The sequence below is a fragment of the Dyella thailandensis genome (assembly GCF_050749815.1).
GTDB lineage: Bacteria > Pseudomonadota > Gammaproteobacteria > Xanthomonadales > Rhodanobacteraceae > Dyella_A.
Map to the genome: position 1 here is coordinate 56841 of NZ_CP192735.1, position 22232 is coordinate 79072.

The window sequence follows — 22232 nt, forward strand, 5'->3', positions numbered from 1 at the left end:
CTGCGGCGTGCCGCTCCGGCGAAGCGGGCACACACTTCGCCGGACAGGGAGGCGTGCCGCACCGCTCGTTGCGGCGTTGCAGAGGGTCATGCCATGTCAGTCGCCAAGGTCATCGAAATCAGCGCCTCGTCCAGCAAGAGCATCGAGGACGCCGTGCAGCAGGGCTTCACCAAGACGTCCGAGTCGGTGAAGCACATCAAGGGCGGATGGCTCAACGAGATCAAGGTCGTCACCGACCCCAAGGGCAAGATCACCGAGTGGCGCGTGAACATGCGCGTCAGCTTCGTGGTGGAGTGAGCCTGCCGGGCGCGCACGTCGCCCGGCCCGGCATGGCGGCTCAGCCGTGGTTGAGCCCGGTGACGTGGCGCTCGGTATCGTATTCCACCCAGCTGTCGGCCAGCTGCGGCAGCGTGGCCAGCGCGTGGCGGCTGAGCCGTTCGAAGTGGGCGAGAAAACGCTCCATCGCCTTGGCGTCCATCGCCAGCGGCGCATGGCGGGCGATCAGCACCTCCTCCTGCTCGCTGCGCCAGCGGCGCACCACGTCCCAGTTGGGGGCCTGCAGCACGATCAGGGCGTCGAGCTTGCGCCACAGCGGTTGGTAGCCGCGCAGTTGCTTGTTGACCCAGCGGCGCCAGGTGCCGTCGGGATCTTCCTTGCGCTCCAGTTCATTCACCGGTGCGTTCAGCGCGGCGGCCGACTGCGGGCGGATGCCCAGCGCCCAGCCTTCCAGGATGATCAGCTTCGGCGGCCGGGTGACCTTGGGCCAGCGCGACGGCGGCAGCCGCGTGTCGCGACCCTTGTCGAAGCGCGGGTAGGGCACCGGCAGCTTGTCCGACGCCTTGCGCAGGCCGGCGAGCACCGACAGCAGCAGCTCGATCTCATGCGTGCCCGGCACACCGCGCGTGCGCAGCAGCGGGTGGACTTCCTTGGCCAGCATCTCGCGCTCCGCGCGGGAGTAGTAGAAGTCGTCCAGCGAGAGCACTTCGGTGGGAATGCCGCGCGCTTCGGCCTGCGTCTTGATGACGCGGGCGAGCGTGCTTTTGCCGCTGCCCTGCAGGCCGGAAAGGCCCATCAGGTAAGGGCGTCGCGAGCGTGCGATGCGACCGGCGTAATGGTCGAGCAAGTGCACGGCCAGGGCCAGATTCTGCGTGCTAGGATCGTGATTCATCCGCGCCATGATGACGCGCCCCGGCCACGATTCAAGACCTTATGCTCAAACGCGAGATTCTGGACACCTTCGTGCAGCTGCTGGAGGAAGCGAAGGCGGCGGGAGACCGCGAGCCGACGGCGATGAACCTGGCCACGGCGGACGCCGCCGGTCGGGTGAGTTCGCGCATTGTGCTGCTCAAGGGCGTGGACGAGCGGGGCTTCCGCTTCTTCACCAACTACCAGAGCGACAAGGGTGGCCAGCTGGAGGAGCACCCGCAGGTGGCGCTGAACTTCCACTGGAAGGGCGTGCGCGAGGGCGTCCAGGTACGGGTGGAAGGCCTGTCGCGCAAGCTGCTCGCCGAGGAGTCGGACGCCTATTTCGCCACGCGCGCGCGCGGCAGCCAGATCGGCGCGTGGGCTTCGCTGCAGTCGCAGACTCTGCCCGATCGCGAGACCTTCGAGCAGCGCGTGGCTCGCTACGAGCAGGAGTTCGAGGGCCACGACGTGCCGCGCCCGCCGCACTGGGGTGGCTTCGTGGTGGAGCCGGACATGGTCGAGTTCTGGTACGGCGCGGAGTTCCGCCTGCACGAACGCGTGCGCTGGAGCCGTCACGGCCAGACCTGGACGCACCGGATGCTGTACCCCTGACCTATGCGCCGTCACGCCGCCGACCACGTTGCCCAGACCAGCTTCACCGTGCACACGCGCGGTCGTGGCTTCAGCGAGATCACCGATGAGGTTGCCCAGGCCGTCGCCGCCAGCAGCGTGCAGACGGGCCTGGCGAATGTGTTCACGGCGCACACTAGCTGCTCGCTGCTGATCAGCGAGAACGCCGACCCCACGGTACGTGAGGATCTGGAGCGCTGGTTCGCTCGTGCCGTACCGGATGGCGACCCGCTCTTTCGGCACGATGCCGAAGGTCCGGACGACATGCCCGCGCACGTGCGCTCGATTCTTACCGGCGTCAGCCTGGCCGTGCCGGTGCATGCCGGGCGCCTCGCGCTGGGCACGTGGCAGGGCCTGTACCTGTGGGAGCACCGCACCGACGCGCATCAGCGCAAGGTCACGGTGACGGTGATCGGCGGCGGCTGAGTGCGCGGTTAGCATGGGCGGTTCCCGCTCCAGGAATCGCCTCATGACCGACGCCTACCCGCAGCGCATCGTCTGCCTCACCGAAGAACCCACCGAAGTGCTCTACGCGCTGGGCGAGGAGCACCGCATCGTCGGCATTTCCGGCTTCACCGTGCGGCCGCCGCGGGCGCGCAAGGAGAAGCCGAAGGTATCGGCGTTCACCAGTGCGAAGATCGGCGAGATCCTCGCGCTCAAGCCGGATCTGGCGATCGGCTTTTCCGACATCCAGGCCGACATCGCGCGCGAGCTGATCAAGGCCGGCGTGGAGGTGTGGATTTCCAACCATCGCAGCGTGGACGGCATCCTCGCCTACATCCGCCGGCTCGGTGCGATGGTCGGCGCCTACGAGAAGGCCGAGGCCTATGCCCAGCGCGCCGAAGCGCACCTCGCCGCCGTGCGCGAAGCGGCCGCCGCATTGCCGCGGCGGCCGAAGGTGTATTTCGAGGAATGGGACGAGCCGATCATCACCGGCATCCGCTGGGTGGCCGAACTGATCAACCTGGCCGGCGGCGACGATATCTTTCCCGAACTGGCGCGCGAGCCGCTAGCCAGACAGCGGATCCTGGCCGACGGCACGCCGGTGATCGCCCGCGCGCCGGACATCATCCTCGGTTCGTGGTGCGGCAAGCGCTTTCGCCCGGAGAAGGTCGCCGCGCGGCCGGGCTGGGATGCGATCCCCGCGGTGCGCGATGGCGAGCTGCATGAAATCAAGTCACCGATCATCCTGCAGCCCGGTCCCGCCGCCTTGTTCGACGGCCTCGAAGCGATGCACCAGGTGATCGCGCGCTGGGCCCTGCGGGCCTGAACCGCAGGCATCGCGCGGATTGACTCTTAAATGAGAATGCTTATCATCCGATACGTAACTCATTGCGGAGAAAGCCTCATGAACCGTCCACTGGTGATGACGAGCGCGCAAGCCAGCGCCCGGCCGGCCGGCACCTTGACCCTTGGCGCCGCATCGGGACGGCGCACCCGCACGCTCTCCAGCGACGAGCTGCTGGCCGGAGGCCGCGAGCTGGTGATCCGCCACCACGGCGGTGAATACGTGCTGCGGCTGACCCGAAACGACAAGCTGATCCTCACCAAGTAAGCCGCGCCTCGCGGCGGCTGCTTCCTGTTTCTGGCCTATCGCCAGCGTCTTCCACGACGATCAGCCGGGCCTCCCTGCGGAGGGTTGTATGACACGTTGGCTGATGGCGTGCCGGTCGTCGCGCGCGTCGATGCTCAGCGCCGAACTGCGCTGGAAGACTCCCGATCGGCGGCGCTTCGCTGCCGCACTTGCCGATCTCGGCCCCGTGCTCTGCCTGTGGGCGGACCGCCCCGGCGGCACGCCCGACGGCGCTCCGGACCTGCCCACGCTGGCGCAGCCGTCATGGCTGTGCCACGCCTGCGCGGTGACGCGCGACGGTCCGCGCGAATCGCTGACCGTCTGCGATGAAGCAGGCGTTGCGCGCGTGCGCCTGCATCTGCTGCCCGATACCGATTACCTGGCGTGGGATGCGCTGGTCGCTGCCGCGCGCGACGTGCCCGCGGCACCGGGCGTGCCGTCCGGGCGCGTGGATCGGGCGCGCCGGCTGCGCTTCGTCACCCAGCGGCTCGGCCCGTGCGAACTGCTGTGCGTGCGCACGCCCGGCACGGCCAGTGCGCTGAGCTGGCGCACCGCGCAGCAGCTGGCGCAGGCCGAGGGCGTACGCCTGGGCGGGTAAAAGCGGGCGTCCGCGTCCTGTCCGGCTGTCCGTGCCTGTGTCCGCGGACACTGTCCGCACTCGCAGGACAAGCCCGCCAGCCCAGCTGTGGCGCGGTCTGGCGGGCTTTTCGGCGACTGGCACGGCGCTTGCTGAAGACTCCATGTGGCTGCACCTGTCCGCAGCCGTGGGGACCGCAATGATCCGTGACACCTCCGCCCAAGACCGTCTGGTCGAGGTCAAATCCAACCGCAAGCGCCGTTTCGCACTGATTGGCGTGGGCATCGCCGTGGTCGCCGGCCTGGCGATCGCGATGCCGGGCGCCATGCGGCTGTTCTCCGCCGACGCGTCGGTGAGCGCTTCGCGGCTGGCGTTCGCCACCGTGACCCGCGGCCCGTTCGTGCGCGACATCGCCGCCGAAGGCAAGGTGGTCGCGGCCGTCAGCCCCACGTTGTACGCCACCTCTGGCGGCGCAGTGACGCTGAAGGTGCACGCGGGCGACACGGTCAAGCAGGGCCAGGTGCTGGCGACCATCGTCAGCCCCGAGCTCACCAACAAGCTGGCGCAGGAGCAGTCCAACGCCGACGCGATGGAAGTGGAATACAAGCGCGCTCAGATCGATGCGCAGAAGAAGCGCGCCGAGCTGCAGCAGGCCTTCGACAACGCACAGATCGACGCCCAGGCCGCGCGCCGCACGCTCGAGCGCAACACGGCGGCTTTCGCCAAGGGTGCGGTGTCCAAGACCGATGTGGACACCGCCAACGACACCCTGCAGAAGGCCGAGATCGCTGAGCGTCATGCCAAGGCGAACCTGGGCATGGACAACGACAGCCTCAACTTCGATATCCAGGCGAAGAAGCTCGCCCACGAACGCCAGGCGCTGCTGGTGAAGGATCTGCAGCGCCAGGTGGACGACCTCAACGTGAAGTCGCCGGTGGACGGCCAGGTCGGCCAGCTGTTCATCGCCGAGCGCGCCACTGTGGCGAAGGACGCCCAGCTGCTCAGCGTGATCGACCTCAGCGCGCTGCAGGTCGAAATGCAGGTGCCGGAAAGCTTCGCCCGCGACCTGGCCATCGGCATGCCCGGCGAGATCAGCGGCAACGGCACCACCTGGCACGGCAAGGTCAGCGCGATCTCGCCCGAGGTGGTCAACGGTGAAGTGGCCGCGCGCCTGGCCTTCGACGGCGCTACGCCCAAGCAGCTGCGCCAGAGCCAGCGCCTGTCGGTGCGCGTGCTGCTGGACAAGCGCGACAACGTGCTCACCGTGCAGCGCGGCTCGTTCGTCGATGAATCCGGCGGCAACTACGCCTACGTCGTGCGCGACGGCATCGCCACCAAGACGCCGATCCGCGTGGGCGCCAGCAGCATCGACAAGGTGGAGATCCTCGACGGCCTGAAGGAAGGCGACAAGATCGTGATCTCCGGTACCGACAGCTTCAAGAGCGCGCCGCGCGTCGCCATCAGCAGTTGAAGAAAACGGGGGGCGGGGAGCCTGCGCTCGACAGTGCAGCCATCGCAACGGTGCCGTGATCGTTGCAAGGCCTCATCGGACGGTGCTCTCCCCACATCGATGCTCCCCGTCCCCCGTCCCTTTGCACACCGTTCCACCACCACCGAGGAAGGAAACACCATGCTCAAGATGACCCACCTGTCCAAGGTCTACCGCACCGAAGTGGTGGAGACCTACGCGCTGCGCGATTTCAACATCGACGTGAAGGAAGGCGAGTTCGTGGCCGTCACCGGCCCGTCCGGCTCGGGCAAGACCACCTTCCTCACCATCGCCGGCCTGCTGGAAACCTTCACCGGCGGCACCTATCACCTGGACAATATCGAGGTGAGCCAGCTCGACGACAACGCCCGCTCGAAGATCCGCAACGAGAAGATCGGCTTCATCTTCCAGGCGTTCAACCTGATCCCCGACCTCAACGTGTTCGACAACGTCGAGGTGCCGCTGCGCTACCGTGGCATGAAGGCGGCTGAGCGCAAGGAACGCATCATGGGCGCGCTCGAGCGCGTGGGCCTGGCCTCGCGCGCCAAGCATTACCCGGCCGAACTCTCCGGCGGTCAGCAGCAGCGCGTGGCGATCGCCCGTGCGCTCGCGGGCAGCCCGCGCCTGCTGCTGGCGGACGAACCGACCGGCAACCTGGACACCCAGATGGCCCGCGGCGTGATGGAACTCCTGGAGGAGATCCACCGCGAGGGCGCCACCATCGTGATGGTGACGCACGACCCGGAACTGGCCGCGCGCGCCCAGCGCAACGTGCACATCATCGACGGCCAGGTGGTCGACCTCGCCGAAGATCCGCGCTTCCACGCGCACGTCACCGAGGCCAGGCAGGGCCTGGGCTGAGCCGACGCGGCGGCCACGGCCGCCGCGCCCGATGAATCGCCGGAGCGGGCAGAGGAACTGCCGCGCTGAGCCGGTCGTGGATGACGTTCTTCCGAGGATCGCCGCATGTTTTCCTACTACCTTGACCTTGCCACGCGAAGCCTCAAGCGCAGCCGCGGGCTGACCGTGCTGATGGTGCTCGCGATCGGCTTCGGTGTGGCCGCGTCGATGACCACTTTCGCGGTGTTCCGCGCGGTGTCGGGCGACCCGATCCCGTGGAAGTCGTCCAAGCTGTTCGTGCCGCAGATCGACATGTGGGGCCCCAAGGCCCACGGCAAAGACAACAGCGAGCCACCGGACGCGATGGACTACACCGATGCGATGGCGCTGATGCGGGCGCATCGGGCCAAGTACCAGTCGGCGCTGTACCAGATCTCGCCCTCGGTGGTGCCGGCCGATGCCAGCAAGCATCCGATCAACGTCAGCGGCCACGCCGTCTACAGCGAGTTCTTTCCGATGGTCGAGCCGCCGTTCAAGTACGGCAGCGGCTGGACCGCACAGGACGACACGCAGCGTGCCGCGGTGGCGGTGATCAGCAACAAGCTCAACGAAAAGCTGTTCGGTGGCGAGAACAGCTTGGGCCGCACGATCAACATCGAGGGCAAGGACTACCGCGTGGTCGGCGTGCTCGGCGACTGGAACCCGCAGCCGCGCTTCTACGACATCGTCAACACCGGCGGCTTTTCCAGCGGCACCGAAGACGTGTTCATCCCGTTCGAGCGGGCCATCGCGGTGGGCATGCCCAACGACGGCAACACCAACTGCAACGAGATTCCAGCCGAATCGGGCTTTGTCGGGCTGCAGCGCTCCTCCTGCATCTGGATGGCCTTCCTGGTGCAGCTGGACGACGCGGCGGCGGTGCAGGCCTATCGCGAGTACCTCGACGGTTACGCCAAGGATCAGCAGCTCGCCGGCCGCTTCGGCTGGGCGCCGAACAACCGCCTGCGCAACATTCCCGACTGGCTCGACTCGCAGCACGTGGTGCCCAGCGACACCAAGGTGTCGTTGCTGGTGGCGCTCGGCCTGCTGGTGGTTTGCCTGGTCAACACGGCGGGCCTGTTGCTGGCCAAGTTCCTGCGCCGCAGCAGCGAGATCGGCGTGCGCCGTGCCCTGGGCGCGAAGCGCAGCGCGATCTACGCACAGTTCCTCACCGAGGCGGGCATCGTCGGTGCGGCCGGTGGCGTGCTCGGCCTGCTGCTCACCGGCGTGGGCGTGGCCAGCGTCAGCTGGGTGCTGCCCAAGGACATCGCCGCGCTGGCGCGGATCGACCTGTCGCTGCTGGCGCTGACCCTGCTGGTGGCCGTGGTGGCCACCGTGCTGGCCGGGCTCTACCCCACGTTCCGTGCCTCGCGCGTGCAGCCGGCGTGGCAGCTGAAGTCCAACTGAGGATCACTCCATGAAGCTCCATCCCATGATCGCGGCCCTGCGCCGACACAAGGCGGGCGTGGTGCTGATCGCCCTGCAGATCGCGCTCACCCTGGCCATCGTCTGCAACGCGGTGTTCATCATCGGCGAGCGCGTGGCGCGGGTGAACCGGCCCACCGGACTGGACGAGAACAACCTGTTCCTGGTCACCCAGCAGTGGGTCGGTGCGCCCAGCGGCGACGATCCGGCCAGCGTCGACAAGCTTGACAACATGCAGCAGAGCGACCTGGCCGCGCTGCGTGCGATGCCCGACGTGGCGTCGGTGGCTCCGGTCAACTCGGTGCCGCTGCTCAACTCGTCCTGGAACGGTTCGCTGGCGCTGAAGCCGGCCAGCCAGCTGGGCGCCGGCAACGGTCGCACCACCTACTACTTCACCGACGAACAGGGGCTGGCCACGCTGGGCCTGAAGCTGTTGGCCGGGCGCAGTTTCACCGCGGCCGACGTCGAGCACCGCGGCTTCCGCGACCAGAGGGAGCCGTCGATCGTGATGCTGACCAAGGCGCTCGCCGACAAGCTGTTCCCGGACGGAAGCGCGCTGGGCAAGGTGGTCTACCTGGACGGCGGCAGCACGCCGAGCACCATCATCGGCCTGGTCGATCGCCTGCAGGTGCCGGGCACCGGCAGCTGGACCAACAGCTTCGTGTGGAATTCCACCCTCGTGCCGACCCGCATCAACGCGAACTTCTCGCGCTATGCGGTGCGCGCCAAGCCGGGCCGGTTGCAGGCGGCGATGCAGGCGGTGCCCAACGTGCTGTACGGCGTGAATCGCCTGCGCGTGATGGACGACGACAGCGTCAAGTCGTTCGCGCAGATCCGCCAGCAGGCGTACCGCGCCGACGTCGGCATGGCGATCCTGATGGGCGTGGTGTGCTTGATCCTGCTGGGCGTGACCGCCGCGGGCATCGTCGGCCTGACCAGCTTCTGGGTCGGCCAGCGCCACCGCCAGATCGGCGTGCGGCGCGCATTGGGCGCCCGCAAGATCGACATCCTGCACTACTTCCAGATGGAGAACCTGCTGATCTCCGGCGTTGGCGCGGTGATCGGCCTGGGCTTGGCGATCGGCCTGAACATGCTGCTGATGCAGCACTTCGAGATGGACCGGCTGCCGGTGCTGTACGTGCTGGCCGGCATCGTCGCGGTGATGGCGCTGGGGCAGGGCGCGGTGTTCGTGCCGGCGCGGCGCGCGTCCAACGTGCCGCCGGTCGTGGCAACGCGGTCGGCATGACGCACCGCTCGCCACCACCCATCCATCGGCACCTGCCGCGCGGAGTCCATCCATGGTGATGCTCGATTACTACTTCCAGCTGGGACTGCGCAGCCTGCGGCGCAACCCGATGCTCACCGCCCTGATGGTGATGGCGATCGGCTTCGGCGTGGCCGCATCGATGACCACCTATTCGGTGTTCCGCGCGGTGTCGGGCAACCCGATTCCCGACAAGTCGGCGCGGCTGTTCATCCCGCTGGTGGACAACTGGGGGCCGCAGCAGAACCTCAAGGGCGAGCCGGCAGACGGATTGGACTACGTGGACGCCATCGCACTGATGCGCGCCCACGCGGCCAAGCGCCAGACCATGCTGTACCCGGTGCAACTGGCCGTGATGCCGGACGCCAACCGCGATCTACCGATGAATGCAGAAGGCTACGCCGTGGGTGGCGACTTCTTCCCGATGTTCGACGTGCCGTTCCGGTTTGGCAGCGGCTGGACGGCGCAGGACGACGAGAAGCGTGCTGCCGACGTGGTCATCAGCGGCAAGCTCAACCAGGAGGTCTTCGCCGGTGCCAACAGCGTGGGGCGCACGATCAATCTCGGCGGGCGCGACTATCGCGTGGTCGGCGTCACCAGCCACTGGAACCCGCGGCCGCGCTTCTACGACCTGTTCAGTACCAGCGGCTTCGCCGATGAGCCGGACTTCTACATGCCGTTCAACCTGGCGCTGCAGCAGCAGATGTACACCGGCGGGCGCAACAGCTGCCGTGGCCACCTCGGCTTCACCAACTGGACCGACTACACGCAGAGCAACTGCGTGTGGATCACGCCATGGGTGGAGCTGGACACGGCCGACGAGGTCGCGAGCTACCGCCGCTTTCTCACCAACTATGCCGCCGATCAGCAGCGCGCCGGTCGCTTCAACTGGGCGCCGAACGTGCGCCTGCGCGATGTGACCCAGTGGCTGGACTACCAGCAGGTGGTTCCGCCGGAAAGCCGCATCTCGCTGGTGGTGGCGCTGGGCTTCTTCGTGATCTGCCTGGTCAACACCATTGGCCTGCTGCTGGCGAAGTTCATGCGTCGCGCCGGCGAGATCGGCGTGCGCCGGGCCCTCGGCGCCACGCGCGGGGAGATCTACACGCAGTACCTGATCGAGGCCGGCACGGTGGGCCTGGCCGGCGGCGCGCTGGGGCTGTTGCTCACCGCACTGGGCGTGTCGGGCATCGGCGTGCTGTTCCAGCCGGAAGTGGCAAAGCTGGCGAAGCTCGACCTGTCGCTGATGGCGCTCACCTTCGCGGTCGCCATCGCGGCCACCGTGTTGGCGGCGTTCTATCCGGCGTGGCGCGCGGCGCACGTGCAGCCGGCCTGGCAATTGAAGTCCAGCTGAGGAGAGCGCCATGACCATCCAGATTCGGCCCATCCTCATCGCGCTGCGTCGGCACAAGGCCGGCACCGTGCTGATCGCACTGCAGATCGCGCTGACCTTGGCGATCGTGTGCAACGGCCTGTTCATCATCCATCAGCGGCTCGCCAATCTGGGCGCGGTCAGCGGCGTGGACGAGTCCAGCGTGTTCGTCATTCGCAACCAGTGGGCGGCCGAGCGGCCGACGGCCGAGGTGGACGCCCAGGTACGGGCGGATCTGCTGGCGCTGCGCCAGCTGCCGGCGGTGCGTGACGCCACGCCAGCCTCGGGCAACGGTTATCCGTTGTCCGGTGGCGGCTGGGACAACAACGTCACGCTCACCCCCGACCAGGAACGGCCGCTGACCGACGCGGCGGTGTACACGGGCGACGAGCACTTCCTCGATACGCTGGGCGTGCGGCTGATCGCCGGGCGCAACTTCCGCGCCGACGAAGTGATGGTGATGGGCACGCAGCAGGCGATCAGCCCGCCGACGGTCATCGTGAGCAAGGCGCTGGCCGACAAGCTGTTCCCGGACGGCAACGCGCTGGGCAAGAGCTTCTACGCGATGGGCACCACGCCCAGCACCATCATCGGCATCGTCGATCCGCTGCATCGACAGGGCGTCAGTCAGTGGAACAAGCCCTACGCCGGGCAGGCGCTGATCTGGCCGCTGCGGGCCGACGACGCGCGTGGCCTGTGCTACATCGTGCGCGCCAGGCCCGGTCAGCTCGCTGCGGCGATGCGCGAGGCGCCCAAGGCGCTGCTCGCGCAAAGCCGCATGCGCATCATCGATCCGAAGGACGGCATCCAGGACTACGCCGCCATCCGTCAGAAGGTGTTCGAGACCGATCGCGGCATGGCCGTGCTGATGGCGATCATCTGCGTGGTGCTGCTGGCGGTGACCGCCGCGGGCATCGTGGGCCTGACCAGTTTCTGGGTGAGTCAGCGCCGCAAGCAGATCGGCGTGCGCCGCGCGCTCGGCGCACGACAGCGCGACATCCTCACCTATTTCCTCACCGAGAACTTCCTCATCAGCGCCGCCGGCGTCGTATTGGGGACCGTGCTCGCGATCATCTTCAACCTGTGGACGGTGACCCGCTTCGCCATGGATCCCATGTCGATGGCCTACGTGGGCACCGGCGTGCTGGTGCTGTTGCTGCTGGGGCAGGGCGCGGTGCTGGCACCGGCGCTGCGCGCCTCGCGCGTGTCGCCGGTGGAGGCGACCCGTTCGGTCTAGCGGAAGCGGAAGGTGGGGCCCGGCCGAATCGTTCGGCGGGGAGGTTTTCCGAGGGGAATGGAATGTTCGGCTATTACCTGGATCTGGCGATACGCAGCCTCAAGCGCAATCGGGTGCTCACCACGCTGATGGTGCTGGCGCTGGCACTCGGGATCGGCGCGTCGATCACCACGCTGACGGTGTTGCGACTGCTGTCGGGCGATCCGCTGCCGCAGAAGAGCGCGCGGCTGTTCTACCCGCAGGTCGACCCCAATGCCCGGGACGGCAACGCCAGCGAGAAGCCGAAGCCGCCGACCACGATGAGCTACGTGGACGCGATGAACCTGCTGCATGCACGGCGCGCCACGCGTCAGGCAGCCATGGCCCTGACACAGGCCAAGATCGTGCCGCAGCAGGCCAACGCACGCCCGTTCTTCAGCGATGGCGTGATGACCACCGCCGACTTCTTCGCCATGTTCGACGCGCGCTTCCAGTACGGCAGCGGCTGGGCCGCGCAGGACGACGAAGGCGGTGCCGACGTCGTGGTGATTGCCGGCTTCCTCAACGACAAGCTTTTCGCTGGTGCCAACAGCGTGGGGCGGACGGTGCGCCTCAACGATCACGATTTCCGCATCGTCGGCGTGCTCCAGCCGTGGGCGCCGCAGCCGCGTTTCTACACCCAGGGCCTGGGCGGGCACAGCTATGGCGATGGCGATGCGGTGTTCCTGCCGCTCAAGGCAGCCCGCAATCTGAAGATGAGCCCGCAGGACGTCGAGTGCTACAGGTCGGTCACCGATCTGGGGGCGTTGGAGAGCGCGCCATGCACGTGGCTGGGCGTCTGGGTCGAGCTCGACGATGCATCGGCGGTGGCGAAGTACCGTCAGTTCCTCGATGGCTACGTGAAGGAGCAGGTGGCGCTGGGTCGCTTCCAGCGCACCGACACCGCGCTGATGGATCTGATGGCGTGGCTGCGCGATCAACAGGTGGTCCCCGATGACGTGCGCCTGCAGGTCTACATGGCGTTCGGCTTCCTGTTGATCTGCGTGGTGAATACGGTGGGCCTGCTGCTGGCCAAGTGCCTCAGGCGCTCACAGGAGATCGGCGTTCGACGGGCGCTCGGTGCGACCCGGCGTGAGATCTTCACGCAGTTCATGGTGGAGGCGTCGATCGTCGGCCTCGCCGGCGGCGTGCTTGGCCTCGCGTTCGCCGAGCTGGGTCTGTTCGGCATCCGCCATCAGCCGGCGGAGTACGCGAAGTTGGCGCATCTCGACCTGCCGATGTTCGCGTTCACCTTCGTGGTGGCCCTGGTCGCCAGCCTGCTGGCCGGCCTATTGCCCGCCTGGCGCGCCTGCGTGCTGGCGCCGGCTCCCCAACTCAAGACGGCCTGAGGCGACCATGGAAATCCGACCCATCTTTGCCAGCCTGCGCAAGCATCGCATTCCCGCGTTGCTGATCGTGCTGGAGATCGCGCTCGCCTGCGCCGTGCTGTGCAACGCGGTGTTCATGATCAGCCAGCGGGTGGCCTCGATCCATCTGCCCAACGGCATCGACGAGGCAGGTATCGCCGCAGTGACGGTGCAAGGCCTGGACGATAAGCGCGCCGGCAGCGACATTCCGCGCAACATCCAGGCGCTGCGTGCGCTGCGCGGCGTGCAGTCGGTATCGGTGATGAGCACGTTGCCGTTGAGTCAGAACAACTGGGGCTGGAGTTTCGGCACCAAGGCCGACGCTACCGTCGCCGACCAGACCAGCCGCAACGTCTCGCTGTACTTCATCGGCGCCGACGGCCCCAAAACACTGGGTCTGAAGCTGCTGGAGGGGCGCTTCTTCAACGACGGCGAGTACGCCGACAGCCACTTCGACGCCGCGCCGCTGGCCGAGACGCATGTGGCGATGATCACCCGGACGCTGGCCGAAAAACTGTGGCCGGGGCAGTCGGCAGTGGGCAAGACGTTCTATTCGCTGCCGCACTACTACACGGTCGTCGGCGTGGTAGGGGATGTGCTGCGCCCGTACATCGGCGGCGCGGGCGGGCCGTACAACTACGATGCGGCGTACTTCCCGATGAGCGCCGCCGGCTCGAAGGGCGCGTTGGGGTACTACGTGCTGCGCAGCGCGCCGGCCGATCGCGACCGACTCGTGCGCGAAGCCGAACAGACCCTGGCGGAACTGAACCCGGGAGCCGTGGCCAGGGGCCGCAGCTACCGCGAGATCCGTGACACCTATTTCGCCAACATGAGCTCGATGGCCTGGATGCTGGTGCTGGTATGCGTGGTGATGCTGGCGGTCACCGCCTTCGGCATCGTCGGCCTGACCAGTTTCTGGGTGAACCAGCGGCGTCGGCAGATCGGCATCCGTCGTGCGGTCGGCGCCACCCGCGGAAACATCATGCAGTACTTCCAGACCGAGAACTTCCTGCTCAGCACCGGCGGCGTGGTGCTCGGCATGGTGCTGGCCTTCGGCATCAACGTGTACCTGATGCAGCGCTACGAGATGCCGCGCATGCCCTGGTTCTATCTGCCGGGCGGCGCGCTGGCGCTGTGGCTGATCGGCCAGGTCGCGGTGCTCGGCCCGGCACTGCGGGCCGCGGCTGTGCCGCCGGTGGTGGCGACGCGCAGCGCATGAGCAGGTCCTAGAACCCATGTTTCCTTACTACCTGCAACTGGCATGGCGCAGCCTGCGCCGAAGCCCCGGTCTGACCGCACTGATGGTGCTGGCGATCGGCTTCGGTGTGGGCGCGTGCATGACCACCTGGTCGGTGTTCCGGGCCGCGTCGGGTGATCCGATTCCGTGGAAGTCCACAAAGCTGTTCGTGCCGCAGCTGGAGATTTGGGGCGCATCGGGACGCAGCGCCAACGGCGAGCCGCCCGATGCGCTCAGCTATGTTGATGCGCAGGCCCTGATGCGCGATCACCGTGCGGTGAAGCAGTCGGCCATCTACGGGATCGGTCCGGCGGTATTCCCGGCGCGGACGGGACAGCATCCGTCGACCGTGGGCGGCTACGCGGTCTACGGCGACTTTTTTTCCATGGTCGACACGCCCTTCCTGTTCGGCCAGGGATGGAGCACGCAAGAGGATGTGGCGGCCGCACCGGTGGTGGTGATCGGTCGCGCGCTCAACGACCGCGCCTTCGGCGGTGCCGACAGCGTGGGCCAGACCCTGAACGTGGCTGGGCGTGACTATCGCGTGGTCGGCGTGCTCGATGACTGGAACCCGCAACCGGTGTTCTACGACGTGTTCGGCACCGACGGCTACAGCCGCGAGGGGCCGGCGCTGTTCATGCCGTTCACCCGAGCCATCGCCGCCAATTTGGCCAATGGCCGCACCGCCTGTGACCAGGATCCCACCCGCCCGGGCTTCGCCGGCCTGCAGCAGTCCAGCTGCGTGTGGATCACATTTCTCGCCCAGTTGGACACGCCGGCGCAGGTCGCCGCGTATCGCCGCTATCTGGACGACTACGCTGCCGAGCAGCGGCGCGCCGGACGTTTCCAGGGCGAACCCAACAACCGCCTGCGCGATCTTCCCGCGTTCCTCGAATCTGAGCGCGTGGTACCGGGCGACACGCGGGTGTCGTTCCTGGTGGCGCTGGGTCTGCTTATCGTGTGTCTGGTCAATACGGTGGGCCTGCTGCTGGCGAAGTTCCTGCGCCGCAGCGGCGAAATCGGTGTGCGCCGTGCACTGGGGGCAGCGCGCGGGGCGATCTACGCGCAGTTCCTCACGGAGGCCGGTGTGCTCGGTCTTGTCGGCGGCGCGCTGGGGCTCGCGCTGACGGGCCTTGGTGTTCTGGCCATTGGCGCGGTACTGCCGCCGCGGCTGGCCGCGCTGGCGCAAATCGACGTCCGACTGCTGCTCTCCACACTCGCCGTGGCGGTGCCGTGCACCGTGCTGGCCGCGCTGTATCCCACCTATCGCGCCGCGCAGGTACAGCCTGCGTGGCAGCTCAAGTCGGACTGACCGCCATGACCGTGCACCCGCTCATCCGCGCGCTGCGACGGCACAAGGCCGGCGTGCTGCTGATCGTGCTGCAGATCGCGTTGACGCTGGCGATCGTGTGCAACGCGGTATTCATCATCGGCCAGCGGATCGAGCGGCTGAACCGGCCCTCCGGTGTGCAGGAGGATGGCCTGGTGCGTATCTCGCAAACCTGGCTGAATGCCCCCGAGACGGAGGACGATGCGGCCACCGAGCGACTGGACGCGATGCAGCGCGCCGATCTCGATGCACTGCGCCGGCTGCCCGACGTGCTCGATGTCGCCGCCAGCGAAAGCCTGCCGCTGCAGGGCTCGATGTGGAGCGCGGGGCTGCGCACCACGCCCGAGCAGAAGCAGCCGACCGGCCAGGCCGCGCTCTACTACGGCGACGAGCGCCTGCTGCCCACGCTTGGCCTGAAGCTGGTGGCAGGCCGCAACTTCACCGCGGCCGAAATCGACCATCACACCATTCGCAGTCCCCGCGCCGCACCGGTGGTGATTGTGACCCAGTCGGTCGCCGATGCGCTGTTCCCGCGGGGCGGTGCGCTGGGCAAGACGGTCTACCTGGACGTGCGCCCGGCCACCATCGTGGGCATCGTCGAACGCCTGCAGACACCCACCGTCGCGGCGTGGGGGAGTAGCTGGGCCTACGACTCCATCCTGTTGCCCGTGCGGCTGGACGGCCCCACCGCGAGCTACGCGCTGCGCGTGCGACCGGGCCGCGAGCAAGCCGTCATGCGCGCTGCGCGCGAGGCACTGTTCGCGCTCGATCCGATGCGTGAGATGCCCGATACCTGGGGCGCGCAGAGCATGCGCGAGATTCGCGGCAAGGCGTATCGGGGCGATCGCGGCACGGTGATGCTGCTGGCGACAGTGTGCGTGATCCTGCTCGGCGTCACCGCCGCTGGCATCGTCGGGCTCACCAGTTTCTGGGTCGGTCAGCGGCGGCGGCAGATCGGCATCCGCCGCGCGCTCGGGGCACGTCGAATCGACATCCTGCGCTACTTCCAGGCAGAGAACCTCCTGATGGCCAGCGTCGGTGTGGCGCTCGGAGCGTTGTTCGCGCTCGGGTTGAACCTCTGGCTGATGCTGCATGTAGCGGCGCCGCGAATTCCGTTGATCTATGTGCTCAGCGGTGCGGCGGCCCTGCTCCTGATCGGGCAGGCGGCGGTGTTCGTGCCGGCACGCCGCGCCTCTCGATTGCCACCTATCGCGGCCACGAGGTCGGCGTGACGATTCCCCTGAAAAGCCTACCCGTAGGAGCCCGCTGGCGGGCGATGCCCTTCGCTTTGATGCGAAGCCAGAGCCAGAGCATCGCCCGCGAGCGAGCTCCTAAGGGTCATTCGACGATGAGCGCGGAGTAACCCCATGTTCCAGTACTACCTCGATCTGGCCCTGCGCAGCCTCAGGCGCAACAAGGCGCTCACCGCGTTGATGGTGTTTGCCGTGGCGCTGGGCATTGGCGCGAGCATGACCACGCTCACCGTGTTCCATGTGCTCTCCGGCGACCCCATTCCCGGCTCCAGCGGCACGCTGTTCTATCCGCAGCTCGACCCGCAGGACAAGGACGGCTACGAGCCGAGCAAGGAGCCGCCGGACCAGGTCACCTGGATCGACGGCATGAATCTGCTCAAGGCCCATCGCGGCACCCGCCAGGCGCTGATGACCGGCGGCGCGGTGCCGGTACAGCCGGCGCAGTCGGGGCTGGATCCGTTCTTCAGTGACGCGCGCTACACCACGGCGGATTTCTTCGCGATGTTCAAGGCGCCGTTCCTGTACGGGCACGGCTGGAATGCGACCGACGACGATGCCAAGGCGCGCGTGGTGGTGATCACCCGCGAGCTCAACGATAAGCTGTTCGGCGGCAAGGACAGCACCGGCCAGACGCTGCGCATCAAGGACACGGGCTTCCGCGTGGTGGGCGTGCTCGACACCTGGCGCCCGAACCCGCACTTCTACGACCTGAACACCGGCGGCTATCGCGCGCTGGAAGACGTGTTCCTGCCGCTGTCCACCTTCCGCGACCTGCGGCTGGACCGCAACGGCTCGATGAACTGCTGGGGCCGCGGCGGCGGCGACGAGGAGCATCTGGAAACCGCCACCTGCACGTGGCTGCAGTTCTGGGTGCAGCTGGACGGCGCCTCGCAGGTGGCGGCGTACAAGGACTACCTCACCCACTACTCGCAGGAGCAGCAATCGCTGGGCCGTTTTCAGCGCCCGCCCAATGTGAGGCTGCGCAGCCTGATGGAGTGGCTGGACTTCAACAAGGTGGTGCCCAGCGACGTGCGGCTGCAGGTGTACCTGGCGTTCGGCTTCCTGCTGGTGTGCCTGGTCAACACGGTGGGCCTGATGCTGGCCAAGTTCATGCGTCGCGCCGGTGAACTGGGCGTGCGCCGCGCGCTGGGCGCGTCACGCCGCAACGTGTTTGCGCAGCTGCTGGTGGAGTCCGCGGTGATCGGTCTGGCCGGTGGCATCGGCGGGCTGGCGCTGGCGCTGCTCGGCCTGTGGGCGGTGCGGCATCAGCCGTCGGACTACGCCAAGCTCGCCCAGCTGGACCCGGCGATGCTGCTGACCACCTTCGTGCTCGCCGTGGGCGCCAGCCTGCTGGCCGGCCTGCTGCCGGCCTGGCGCGCCTGCCAGGTCACGCCCGCCCTGCAACTGAAGAGCAACTGAGACCGGAGCATCCCGATGGACATCCTTCCCATCCTTGCCACGCTGCGCCGGCACAAGATCACCGCCGCGCTGCTGATCCTGCAGATCGCGCTCACCTGCGCGATCGTCTGCAACGCGGTGTTCCTGATCACCCAGCGCCTGCAGCGCATGGACATGCCCAGCGGCATCGCCGAGCGCGAACTGCTGCACCTGGAGCTGGCCGACATCGGCCGCAGCGCCGACGAGAAGGCGCGCACCGCCGAGGATCTTGCCGCGCTGCGCCATGTGCCCGGTGTCGTCGACGTGGCCTCGGTCAACCAGGTGCCGTTCGGCAATTCCTCCTGGAATAGCGGCATCAAGCTCGATGCGCAGCAGAAAACGCCCACCCTCAACATGACCACCTACTACGGCGAGAACATGGCGCAGGCACTGGGCGTGCAACTGGTGGCCGGCCGCTTCCTGCAGCCGGACGACTACATGGATTTCGACGACGTGGTGAAGGCCGCGCAGGCCGGCGACACCAAACGGCTGCCCAGCGTGCTGGTGATCACCCAGGGCCTGGCCGAACGGCTGTGGCCGGGGCAGAGCGCACTGGGCAAGCAGATCTACCTGGGCAGTGACACGCCGCTGCGCGTGGTCGGCGTGGTCAAGACGCTGATCCGCCCCTCGGTGTGGGACGACTCGATGGCCCAGTACAGCGGCCTGCTGCCGGTGCGCATCTACAACAGCAACTACCTGATCCGTACTGCGCCGGGCGATCGCGAGCGCGTGCTGCAGGCGGCCATCGCGGCGCTGAAGAAGACCGACCCGCACCGCGTGGTGATCAACAAGCGCCTGATGAGCGACATGCGCCGCGACTTCTTCCGCGAGGACCGCTCCATGGCCGTATTGCTCGGCGGCGTATGCGTGGCGCTGCTGGTGGTGACCGCGCTGGGCATCGTCGGCCTGGGCAGCTTCTGGGTGGCGCAGCGGCGCCGGCAGATCGGCGTGCGTCGTGCGCTCGGCGCCACGCGCGGCAACATCCTGCACTACTTCCAGACCGAGAACTTCCTGCTCGCCACGCTCGGCATCGCACTGGGCATGGCGCTGGCCTACGGCATCAACCTGTTCCTGATGCATCACTACGAGCTGCCCCGCCTGCCGGCGATCTACCTGCCGATCGGCGCCATCGCGCTGTGGCTGATCGGCCAGGCCGCCGTGCTCGGTCCGGCGCTGCGCGCCGCCGCCGTGCCGCCGGTGGTGGCGACGAGGTCGGTATGAGCGTCGCCACGCCACACCCCCCACGTAGGAGCCCGCTTGCGGGCGATGCTTCGGCTCTTGGATGCGGGTTCACAGCAAGAAGCATCGCCCGCGAGCGGGCTCCTACCGGACGATCGGTGACGATCGAGGAGATGGAGTAACACCATGTTTGGCTATTACATCGACCTGGCTCTGCGCAGCCTCAAGCGCAACAAGGTGCTCACCGCGCTGATGGTGCTGGCCATCGCCGTGGGCATCGGCGCCAGCATGACCACGCTGACGGTGATGCAGCTGCTGTCCGGCGATCCGCTGCCCGGCAAGAGCACGCGCCTGTACTACCCGCAGCTCGATCCGGAAACCGGCGCCGACGTGCGCCGGGATCCCGCGCCGATGCTCGATTACATCTCGGCCCACGATCTCTGGCGCGCCGGCAAGGCCGATCGCCAGACCATGATCATGGACGGCGCTATCAAGGTGCAGCCGGGTCAGCCGGGGCAGTCGCCGTTCATGGCGCCCACGGTCGGCGTCACGTCGGATTTCTTTCCGATGTTCCAGGTGCCGTTCCGTTACGGTGGCGCGTGGACGCCTTCCGACGAGGCCGGCGCGGCGCGCCAGGTGGTGATCTCCGACGTGCTCAATCAGCGCTTGTTCGGGGGCGCCAACAGCGTCGGTCGCGAGGTGGTGCTGAACGGCGCCAGCGTGCAGGTGGTCGGGGTGCTCGATCACTGGCGTCCCCGCCCGCGCTTCTATCTGCTGGCCGGTGCGCGCAACTCCGGCGGACAGACTGCCTATTTCTACGGGCCGCCGCAGGACGTGTACCTGCCGCTGCCGACCGCGCTGGACATCAATGCGGGCAACTTTGGCTGGTTCACCTGCTGGGGTAAGCCTGATCCGAGCGACCTGCGGCGCGCGCCCTGTGAATCGGTGGCGCTGTGGGTGGAACTGGACACGCCTGCCAAGGCGACTGCCTATCGCCGCTTTCTCGACGCGTATGACGCGCAGCAGCGGCAGCTGGGGCGGCTGACGCATCCGGCCAATACCCGGTTGATGTCGCTGCGTGAGTGGCTCGCCTATCAGAACGTGGTGCCGGGCGACGTCAAGCTGCAGACCTGGCTGGCGTTCGCCTTCCTGCTGGTATGCCTGTTCAACACGGTCGGATTGCTGCTGGCCAAGTTCCTGCGTCGCGGAGGCGAGATCGGCGTGCGGCGCGCGCTGGGTGCATCGCGCGGAGCGATTTTCCTGCAGTGCCTGACCGAGTCGGGCGTGATCGGGCTGCTCGGCGGCATCGGCGGCCTGGCATTGACCTTGCTGGGTCTGTGGCTGGTGCGTCATCAGCCGGTGGAGTACGCGGACATCGTGGCGCTCAATGTGCCGATGTTCCTGCTTACCTTCGTGCTGGCCGTGGCCGCTGCGCTGCTCGCCGGCGTATTTCCCGCACTGCGCGCCAGCCGGGTGCCGCCGGCGCTGCAACTGAAGACCCTGTGAGGATGATCGACATGCAGATTCAGCCCATCCTCGCAGCTCTTCGCCGTCATCGACTGGCAGTGTTCCTGATCGCCATGGAGATCGCGCTGGCCTGCGCGATCCTGTGCAACGCGCTGTTCCTGGTGTTCAACCGGATCGACATGATGCGTGTGCGCAGCGGCGTGGATGAAAGTCGCCTGGTGGTCGTCTCGCTCGAGGGCGTCGACAAGGGGCAGGCGGCGGATCTTGCTGCGCGCCTGCGTGCCGGCTTCGCCGGCATCGGCGGGGTGGAGTCGGTGGGTATCGGCAACGCCGTGCCGTTCACGCAACGCGCTGGCGAGATGGGCTTCCGCCTCATTGCCGACGACATGCACTACACCCAGCAGGGGCATTTCTATGTGGGCGATCCGCAGTTCGCCTCGACCCTGGGCATCACGCTCGCCAGCGGCCGTTGGTTCACCCCGGACGAATACGGTCCCATGGGCGACTTCCTGCCGCGCTCGCCGTCGGCATTGATCGATGCGGCATACGCCCGCAAGCTCTGGCCGGGGCAGGACCCGCTGGGCAAGTCGGTCTATACCGGCACCAGCGCCTACCGCGTGGTCGGTACCTATGCCGCGCTGGTGCGTCCGGACCCGGATCCGCAGGCGCGTCACAACACCTTGTTGCTGGCGGGTATCCCCGGCGACGGTCTGGCCAGCGTGTACGTACTGCGGACCACGCCGGAGCAGGCGGCACGGGTGTGGAGCGAGGCGCGCGCGCTGGTGGCACGCGTAGCGCCCACCGTGGTCGTCGACCTGCCGCACAGCGGTACGATGCAGGACCTGCGCAGTGCATATTTCGCCCCGGATCGCGCGATGGCCGGCCTACTCCTCGGAGTGATCGCCGCCCTGCTCGGTATCACCGCGCTGGGTATTGTCGGCCTGGCCAGTTTCTGGGTACAGCAGCGCCGCCGGCAGATCGGCGTGCGTCGTGCCCTGGGGGCGACGCGCGGCGACATCCTGCACTACTTCCAGACCGAGAATTTTCTCATCGTCACTGGCGGCATCGCGCTGGGCATGACGCTCGCGTTCGGCCTCAACCTGGCCTTGATGCACTTCTACGAACTACCGCGACTGCCGCTGGCCTACCTGCCGGCCGGTGCGCTGGCGCTGTGGCTGCTCGGCCAACTGGCGGTACTCGGCCCCGCGCTGCGCGCGGCGGCGGTGCCGCCGGTAGTGGCGACCCGATCGGTGTAAACGCAACGAACACGTAGGAGCCCGCTCGCGGGCGATGCTTTTGGCTTTCGATGTGGATCA

At 67.7% G+C, this 22232-nt stretch carries 21 protein-coding genes; 20 read left to right on the forward strand and 1 reads right to left on the reverse strand.

Annotated features, from left to right (window positions below; translation table 11 throughout):
* Positions 1 to 93 precede the first annotated feature (93 nt).
* Complete coding sequence (locus tag ACQVBX_RS00245; protein WP_431635896.1) at positions 94 to 297, forward strand: dodecin family protein; 204 nt, start codon at positions 94 to 96, stop codon at positions 295 to 297.
* 40 nt (positions 298 to 337) lie between these two features.
* Here the strand turns inward: ACQVBX_RS00245 and ACQVBX_RS00250 are convergent, their stop codons facing one another.
* Positions 338 to 1168, reverse strand: coding sequence for a kinase (locus ACQVBX_RS00250; RefSeq protein ID WP_431635897.1), 831 nt, complete (start codon positions 1166 to 1168; stop codon positions 338 to 340).
* 41 nt (positions 1169 to 1209) lie between these two features.
* Here ACQVBX_RS00250 and pdxH point away from each other — a divergent pair, with 41 nt between their 5' ends.
* From pdxH to ACQVBX_RS00345, 19 genes are all read left to right on the forward strand, one after another.
* Positions 1210 to 1797, forward strand: coding sequence for a pyridoxamine 5'-phosphate oxidase (gene pdxH, locus ACQVBX_RS00255; RefSeq protein WP_431635898.1), 588 nt, complete (start codon positions 1210 to 1212; stop codon positions 1795 to 1797).
* Positions 1798 to 1800: 3 nt separating this feature from the next.
* On the forward strand, positions 1801 to 2241 hold the full coding sequence (locus tag ACQVBX_RS00260) for a secondary thiamine-phosphate synthase enzyme YjbQ (RefSeq protein ID WP_431635899.1): 441 nt from the start codon (positions 1801 to 1803) through the stop codon (positions 2239 to 2241).
* A 43-nt stretch (positions 2242 to 2284) separates the two neighbouring features.
* Positions 2285 to 3085: a cobalamin-binding protein gene (locus ACQVBX_RS00265; RefSeq protein WP_431635900.1), complete on the forward strand. Its 801-nt coding sequence runs from the start codon at positions 2285 to 2287 to the stop codon at positions 3083 to 3085.
* 78 nt (positions 3086 to 3163) lie between these two features.
* Positions 3164 to 3370 (forward strand): hemin uptake protein HemP, encoded by a 207-nt coding sequence (gene hemP, locus ACQVBX_RS00270; RefSeq protein WP_431635901.1) that lies wholly within the window; start codon positions 3164 to 3166, stop codon positions 3368 to 3370.
* An 88-nt stretch (positions 3371 to 3458) separates the two neighbouring features.
* Complete coding sequence (locus tag ACQVBX_RS00275) at positions 3459 to 3986, forward strand: hypothetical protein (RefSeq protein ID WP_431635902.1); 528 nt, start codon at positions 3459 to 3461, stop codon at positions 3984 to 3986.
* Between the two features lie 178 nt (positions 3987 to 4164).
* Complete coding sequence (locus tag ACQVBX_RS00280) at positions 4165 to 5436, forward strand: efflux RND transporter periplasmic adaptor subunit (RefSeq protein WP_431635903.1); 1272 nt, start codon at positions 4165 to 4167, stop codon at positions 5434 to 5436.
* A 159-nt stretch (positions 5437 to 5595) separates the two neighbouring features.
* Entirely contained in the window at positions 5596 to 6315 is a 720-nt protein-coding gene (locus ACQVBX_RS00285) for an ABC transporter ATP-binding protein (RefSeq protein WP_431635904.1), read from the forward strand.
* A gap of 105 nt (positions 6316 to 6420) precedes the next feature.
* On the forward strand, positions 6421 to 7740 hold the full coding sequence (locus tag ACQVBX_RS00290) for an ABC transporter permease (RefSeq protein WP_431635905.1): 1320 nt from the start codon (positions 6421 to 6423) through the stop codon (positions 7738 to 7740).
* Positions 7741 to 7750: 10 nt separating this feature from the next.
* Positions 7751 to 9004: an ABC transporter permease gene (locus ACQVBX_RS00295; RefSeq protein WP_431635906.1), complete on the forward strand. Its 1254-nt coding sequence runs from the start codon at positions 7751 to 7753 to the stop codon at positions 9002 to 9004.
* Positions 9005 to 9062: 58 nt separating this feature from the next.
* Positions 9063 to 10373, forward strand: a complete 1311-nt coding sequence (locus ACQVBX_RS00300) for an ABC transporter permease (protein WP_431638082.1) — start codon at positions 9063 to 9065, stop codon at positions 10371 to 10373.
* A gap of 10 nt (positions 10374 to 10383) precedes the next feature.
* Entirely contained in the window at positions 10384 to 11628 is a 1245-nt protein-coding gene (locus tag ACQVBX_RS00305) for an ABC transporter permease (RefSeq protein ID WP_431635907.1), read from the forward strand.
* Between the two features lie 62 nt (positions 11629 to 11690).
* Positions 11691 to 12995 (forward strand): ABC transporter permease, encoded by a 1305-nt coding sequence (locus ACQVBX_RS00310; protein WP_431635908.1) that lies wholly within the window; start codon positions 11691 to 11693, stop codon positions 12993 to 12995.
* 7 nt (positions 12996 to 13002) lie between these two features.
* Entirely contained in the window at positions 13003 to 14232 is a 1230-nt protein-coding gene (locus tag ACQVBX_RS00315) for an ABC transporter permease (protein ID WP_431635909.1), read from the forward strand.
* A 16-nt stretch (positions 14233 to 14248) separates the two neighbouring features.
* Positions 14249 to 15562 carry an ABC transporter permease gene (locus ACQVBX_RS00320; RefSeq protein ID WP_431635910.1) on the forward strand — a complete coding sequence of 438 codons (1314 nt, stop codon included), beginning with the start codon at positions 14249 to 14251 and terminating at the stop codon, positions 15560 to 15562.
* Between the two features lie 5 nt (positions 15563 to 15567).
* A complete protein-coding gene (locus ACQVBX_RS00325; protein WP_431635911.1) occupies positions 15568 to 16812 on the forward strand; it encodes an ABC transporter permease in 1245 nt (414 codons plus the stop codon).
* Positions 16813 to 16947: 135 nt separating this feature from the next.
* Entirely contained in the window at positions 16948 to 18252 is a 1305-nt protein-coding gene (locus tag ACQVBX_RS00330; protein WP_431635912.1) for an ABC transporter permease, read from the forward strand.
* 15 nt (positions 18253 to 18267) lie between these two features.
* Positions 18268 to 19491: an ABC transporter permease gene (locus ACQVBX_RS00335; RefSeq protein WP_431635913.1), complete on the forward strand. Its 1224-nt coding sequence runs from the start codon at positions 18268 to 18270 to the stop codon at positions 19489 to 19491.
* A 144-nt stretch (positions 19492 to 19635) separates the two neighbouring features.
* Positions 19636 to 20955, forward strand: a complete 1320-nt coding sequence (locus tag ACQVBX_RS00340; protein ID WP_431635914.1) for an ABC transporter permease — start codon at positions 19636 to 19638, stop codon at positions 20953 to 20955.
* Between the two features lie 11 nt (positions 20956 to 20966).
* Positions 20967 to 22172: an ABC transporter permease gene (locus tag ACQVBX_RS00345; protein ID WP_431635915.1), complete on the forward strand. Its 1206-nt coding sequence runs from the start codon at positions 20967 to 20969 to the stop codon at positions 22170 to 22172.
* The last annotated feature ends 60 nt before the right edge of the window (positions 22173 to 22232 follow it).

Bases quoted from the DNA above. Each gene is read 5' to 3' on its own strand.
- ACQVBX_RS00310 (WP_431635908.1), top strand. From the start codon at position 11,691: ATGTTCGGCTATTACCTGGATCTGGCGATACGCAGCCTCAAGCGCAAT.
- pdxH (WP_431635898.1), top strand. From the start codon at position 1,210: ATGCTCAAACGCGAGATTCTGGACACCTTCGTGCAGCTGCTGGAGGAA.
- ACQVBX_RS00265 (WP_431635900.1), top strand. From the start codon at position 2,285: ATGACCGACGCCTACCCGCAGCGCATCGTCTGCCTCACCGAAGAACCC.
- ACQVBX_RS00285 (WP_431635904.1), top strand. From the start codon at position 5,596: ATGCTCAAGATGACCCACCTGTCCAAGGTCTACCGCACCGAAGTGGTG.
- ACQVBX_RS00275 (WP_431635902.1), top strand. From the start codon at position 3,459: ATGACACGTTGGCTGATGGCGTGCCGGTCGTCGCGCGCGTCGATGCTC.
- ACQVBX_RS00260 (WP_431635899.1), top strand. From the start codon at position 1,801: ATGCGCCGTCACGCCGCCGACCACGTTGCCCAGACCAGCTTCACCGTG.
- ACQVBX_RS00330 (WP_431635912.1), top strand. From the start codon at position 16,948: ATGTTCCAGTACTACCTCGATCTGGCCCTGCGCAGCCTCAGGCGCAAC.
- hemP (WP_431635901.1), top strand. From the start codon at position 3,164: ATGAACCGTCCACTGGTGATGACGAGCGCGCAAGCCAGCGCCCGGCCG.
- ACQVBX_RS00250 (WP_431635897.1), bottom strand. From the start codon at position 1,168: ATGAATCACGATCCTAGCACGCAGAATCTGGCCCTGGCCGTGCACTTG.
- ACQVBX_RS00295 (WP_431635906.1), top strand. From the start codon at position 7,751: ATGAAGCTCCATCCCATGATCGCGGCCCTGCGCCGACACAAGGCGGGC.
- ACQVBX_RS00345 (WP_431635915.1), top strand. From the start codon at position 20,967: ATGCAGATTCAGCCCATCCTCGCAGCTCTTCGCCGTCATCGACTGGCA.
- ACQVBX_RS00320 (WP_431635910.1), top strand. From the start codon at position 14,249: ATGTTTCCTTACTACCTGCAACTGGCATGGCGCAGCCTGCGCCGAAGC.
- ACQVBX_RS00280 (WP_431635903.1), top strand. From the start codon at position 4,165: ATGATCCGTGACACCTCCGCCCAAGACCGTCTGGTCGAGGTCAAATCC.
- ACQVBX_RS00300 (WP_431638082.1), top strand. From the start codon at position 9,063: ATGCTCGATTACTACTTCCAGCTGGGACTGCGCAGCCTGCGGCGCAAC.
- ACQVBX_RS00325 (WP_431635911.1), top strand. From the start codon at position 15,568: ATGACCGTGCACCCGCTCATCCGCGCGCTGCGACGGCACAAGGCCGGC.
- ACQVBX_RS00335 (WP_431635913.1), top strand. From the start codon at position 18,268: ATGGACATCCTTCCCATCCTTGCCACGCTGCGCCGGCACAAGATCACC.
- ACQVBX_RS00290 (WP_431635905.1), top strand. From the start codon at position 6,421: ATGTTTTCCTACTACCTTGACCTTGCCACGCGAAGCCTCAAGCGCAGC.
- ACQVBX_RS00305 (WP_431635907.1), top strand. From the start codon at position 10,384: ATGACCATCCAGATTCGGCCCATCCTCATCGCGCTGCGTCGGCACAAG.
- ACQVBX_RS00245 (WP_431635896.1), top strand. From the start codon at position 94: ATGTCAGTCGCCAAGGTCATCGAAATCAGCGCCTCGTCCAGCAAGAGC.
- ACQVBX_RS00340 (WP_431635914.1), top strand. From the start codon at position 19,636: ATGTTTGGCTATTACATCGACCTGGCTCTGCGCAGCCTCAAGCGCAAC.
- ACQVBX_RS00315 (WP_431635909.1), top strand. From the start codon at position 13,003: ATGGAAATCCGACCCATCTTTGCCAGCCTGCGCAAGCATCGCATTCCC.